Here is a 3894-nt window from a genome sequence, read left to right as displayed (position 1 = left end):
TACTTCGTATGGACACGCTCTGCCGAGGGCTGTCGTCCGCCTGAAGGCGACCGATTGCCTACGCTCAAACTGTCATTTCTGCCTTCGCAGAAACTCCACTTTTCACTCCGTCAAAAACCCAAGCCCCCTTTTTTTGTTCGCTTACGCAACAAAAAAAGCAACAGCCTTTCGACTGTTGCCTTATCATTCCTGAATCATGCGCCAAGTTTGCGCCATGGATTCTATGAATGATTCAACCCTTTTCGGCTGCTCGATTGCCATTTCCATAATTGCAACGAATTGCCGATACATCAAACGATACTTGTTCTTTTCTCTTTCTGATAATTCCGATTCCTGAAGCTTTTCTTCGATTTCTTCCAGCACATCAGGCAAGAAATAAATCTGTTGATCATGTCCTTTTTTCCCAGAAAGCAGATAATCAAGGGACGTACCTAAGACGTCCGTTAACTCATCAAATTTTTCAAAACCAGGAAAGACCGATTGTTCTTCCCAAGTTTGCACCTCTTTTTCAGAAATACCACGTCCGATATAACTTGCTAAATCTTGCCTTGTCAGGCTTTGTTTCTCTCTTAGTTCTTTGATTCTGATTCCTACGCTTTGCATTGATTCTGTCATAATATGACCTCCAAATAAGATTTTTATTTAGAAGCCCCATACAAAATATGCTAGAATAGTCTAGCAATCTTTGCGGGTTGCATGGGGCTTACCATCTGTTTTAGTCGGCGGGTGTAAGCCCCTCTTTATTTTTGTGTTACCCCAATCTTAGGTAACAATTCATTCATCAGTTGCCAATACGTTTCTATATGTTCCAGTTCTACAGACGACAGCTGAAACAAATTGAGATTCAGCATTTCCTTGAATTGCTGGTACAGTAAAACATAAAAATTATTCGGTGTATCGATTGGAATATTTTCTCTTGAAAGATACGCAATCAACCTTGCCGTTACGCCTTTTGATAACTCATTTAATTGTTCGATTTTTAAAGTTTGTTTGTAATTATAATTTTTATTCATCTTTATTTTTCTGCCAGTTAGATTTTATATATTCTTTCAAAAATAATGTATTCCGCTCTGTTAAAATTTCAAACCACCCAGCTGGGCTTTTTTCTGACAAACAATAATTCGTGAAATCTACCAAGTGAACAATATTATTTTCGTTAATAAATTCAATCATATCTCTTAAAAGTTGACGTTTATCTCCAGTTGACAACGATAATATAGATTCTAAATCAAAACCACCAAAAACTTGAATATCACTACTGTCATACTGATATTTATTCGGGTCATCCATATGTGTTAAATACCTAACAGATCCAGTTAATGAATTTATACGTTCCGGTATAGGAGCATGTAATAGGCGCGCTATTTCATCAATTTGCTCAAAAGATTTATTGCCGTTATAACTTAAAACGAGGTGATAATGCGGTTTTTTTAATTCCCCTTCCGCAGTTACATCTTTATCATGAAGAGGACTAATAGCAACAGGTTCTGATTTTATTATTTCTTTCCAATTTTCAGGCAATGATTCAGGATAAACTACAATCGCCCAATTTCTACCACGTTTATAAGGTTGTTTCGTTTTAGGATTGATATTCTTTCTAGGTAAAGTCCAATCATAAACAGTTTCAGATTCATTTCCCATATGATATAATCTCCTTGCTGAACAGTTTAATTTTATCTTGCGTCCTAGCCACAGGGCGCTTTTTTTATTGCTTATAAATAGTTCCAGATTCTGCCACTTGATTAATCAAAAAATTGACCAATCCAGACTTCGTCATTCCAAATTTTTTGGACATTTCTTCTAATTTTTTATTAGTTTCTACAGGAAGAGATAATGTTACCTTCTTTTTCCCATCATCAGCCACGTAAATACCACCCTTCTTTTGTATGTACAAATTAAGTATATAGTAATTATTTTGGAAATACAAGAAAAACCTAAAAAAAATAAAAAACCTTTTGTACCAACGTTTCTATTGAAGTGAACAATGGACAATGGACACATAGGGGGTGTCGTAGTACCCCTATGTTTCTCCCAATCTTCATTCGGTCAATTGACCAAGACATTTTTATCGTTTTTACGCTCTCACCGACACTTAACCGCCTATTAGAGGGGGCTGTTAAATTTTCCCACTCATTCTCAAAGAAAAAAAAGATATGCTATACTCAAAAATGGCAACTGCCCCGAAAGGGGGTGTTGTAATGCTTAAAGAAATCATCACATTGGTTGTCGCCCCACTTTTTGTGGCGCTAGTAACCACCCTAGTCGATCATTGGTTAGATAATCGAGACGACAACTAAAAGCAGTTGCTGACTAACCCACGTGCTTGCAGTCGCAACAAGTAAAAAAACGCCCAACCTATTCCAGTAGGTTGGGCGTTCGTGTTGTAATGCTATTCGAAATCATCACATTTCGCACTTTGATTATAGCAAGTATCTAACAAAAAATCAAAGACACAAGACCTTGGGGAATGTCATTCCCCAAACCCCTTGAGCCTCCTCCTGCCGAAATGGAAGGGCGCTACCGCTGTTTATTTCGTTTAGTTATCGGCTTTCACAATCTAACACGACCGTTCCGCTACCAGTCGCCTTACAGGCTCCATTCTCGCTCCTCTAACGTGTTTTAACGATTGCGCCGATAACTAAACGAAATAAACGCTAAAACCGCTCAGAACGCAAAATAGAGCTTTTCATGACATATTGACACCAAGACATAAAATCATCTAGCCAACCCTTTTATTTTGCTTAGGAATGAATCAATCATAGCTTTTAATTGCTCCATAAATTGTTCTAAACGATTGCCTTGTATTAAACCTTTTTTCTTGTTTTCCTTCAGAGTGTCCAGCCATTCTTCCGCAATCTTTTTGTTTTTTGGTTTAATACCACGCTCGAGTTTACTCATGACCAAACGCCCCTCATATTCGATTTCAGGCATTTTAGAAGGGTCATACCCTAATTCCTTTAATTTATCTTCAAAAACCCTAGAATCGTCTCTCACGCCATCAAAACGGCCTTCTAAATCTTTTTTCTCCGAGATCAACTCATCACGACGTTTCGCCACTTGCTGATTTTCTTTTTCCAATTTCCCAACACGCTCTGACAACTGTTCATTTTTCCGCTCCAGCTTATGATTTTCTTGCAAAGTCTTAGCAGCCTTCTTTTCAACGCCAACCACGAACTGCCGTAACTTCTGAAAATCTTCTTTACTCACTACACGCTTACCAGTAAACGTTCGAGACAGTTTATTCTCAAAATCAATCAGCTTTTTTTGCGTGTCATGCACATTTGCCATTTTTCCTTCTAGAGCATTTACTTGTTTTACTTTCTTTTGCAATGACTTATTTTTACTTGTTAATTCCGCTCTTACTTGACTAATATCACGTTCTAAATCTTTTGAGAAACGCTTTAATTCTTCAACGTTTTTCACTGGATAGGTCTTGTCGTTCAAAATACCGCCTTGATAAATCTCTGGTATTTTTTCCTTTAAGTGTCGGTCTAAATCTTGGTGGAACGTCTGCAAATCTTTGCGGTTCAACACTAGTTTGGCAGATACTTTCTCACGCTGTTTCTTTTCATCAAAGGTCACAGGAACAAAAGAAAAGTGCATATGCGGTGTTTTTTCGTCATTGTGTACGACACCAGCAAGAACATTTTTCTCACCGTAGCGATCCGCAAGAAAGCCGTACGTTTCCTCAAAGAAACGTTTTTGCGACCCTTCAGACGCCCCCTTCAGTTCTTCAGGAAGCGTAACAACCCAATCAGCCATGACTTTTACATCTGCCCGATTCAGACAATGAACCTCGTCTAAGCGTTCAGAAAGCCGAGCGTTCATATCACCGTCTTTGTCACACAAATCATAGTTTTTTTCTGTTCGGTCCACATCAATATCCTTGTTTGA

6 protein-coding genes are annotated in these 3894 nt (G+C 38.2%); 1 reads left to right on the top strand and 5 read right to left on the bottom strand.

The annotated features are described in order from the left end of the window. Positions 1–183: 183 nt before the first annotated feature. The 4 genes from N6G83_RS54030 to N6G83_RS54015 all read right to left on the bottom strand — a co-directional run bounded on the left by N6G83_RS54030 (position 184) and on the right by N6G83_RS54015 (position 1864). Positions 184–615, bottom strand: coding sequence for a helix-turn-helix domain-containing protein (locus N6G83_RS54030; protein ID WP_260524412.1), 432 nt, complete (start codon positions 613–615; stop codon positions 184–186). A 125-nt stretch (positions 616–740) separates the two neighbouring features. Next, positions 741–1013 carry a hypothetical protein gene (locus tag N6G83_RS54025; RefSeq protein WP_260524411.1) on the bottom strand — a complete coding sequence of 91 codons (273 nt, stop codon included), beginning with the start codon at positions 1011–1013 and terminating at the stop codon, positions 741–743. Further along, the gene (locus tag N6G83_RS54020; RefSeq protein ID WP_260524410.1) at positions 1006–1641 is read right to left on the bottom strand and encodes a replication protein; all 636 of its coding nucleotides are present in this window, start codon (positions 1639–1641) and stop codon (positions 1006–1008) included. The genes N6G83_RS54025 and N6G83_RS54020 overlap by 8 nt, the downstream gene beginning before the upstream one ends. A gap of 64 nt (positions 1642–1705) precedes the next feature. Continuing rightward, on the bottom strand, positions 1706–1864 hold the full coding sequence (locus N6G83_RS54015; protein ID WP_260524409.1) for a protein repA: 159 nt from the start codon (positions 1862–1864) through the stop codon (positions 1706–1708). A 289-nt stretch (positions 1865–2153) separates the two neighbouring features. Between N6G83_RS54015 and N6G83_RS55030 the strand changes: the two genes are divergently transcribed. Continuing rightward, the gene (locus N6G83_RS55030) at positions 2154–2297 is read left to right on the top strand and encodes a type I toxin-antitoxin system Fst family toxin (protein WP_320563923.1); all 144 of its coding nucleotides are present in this window, start codon (positions 2154–2156) and stop codon (positions 2295–2297) included. Positions 2298–2715: 418 nt separating this feature from the next. Here the strand turns inward: N6G83_RS55030 and mobV are convergent. Next, positions 2716–3894: MobV family relaxase (gene mobV / locus N6G83_RS54010; RefSeq protein WP_260524408.1), on the bottom strand; the 1179-nt coding region annotated here is incomplete at its 5' end.

The organism is Serratia sp. PL7 (genome assembly GCF_945957435.1).
The sequence above is the reverse complement of the archived record's forward strand: the minus strand, read 5'-3'. Positions and strand labels throughout refer to the sequence as shown.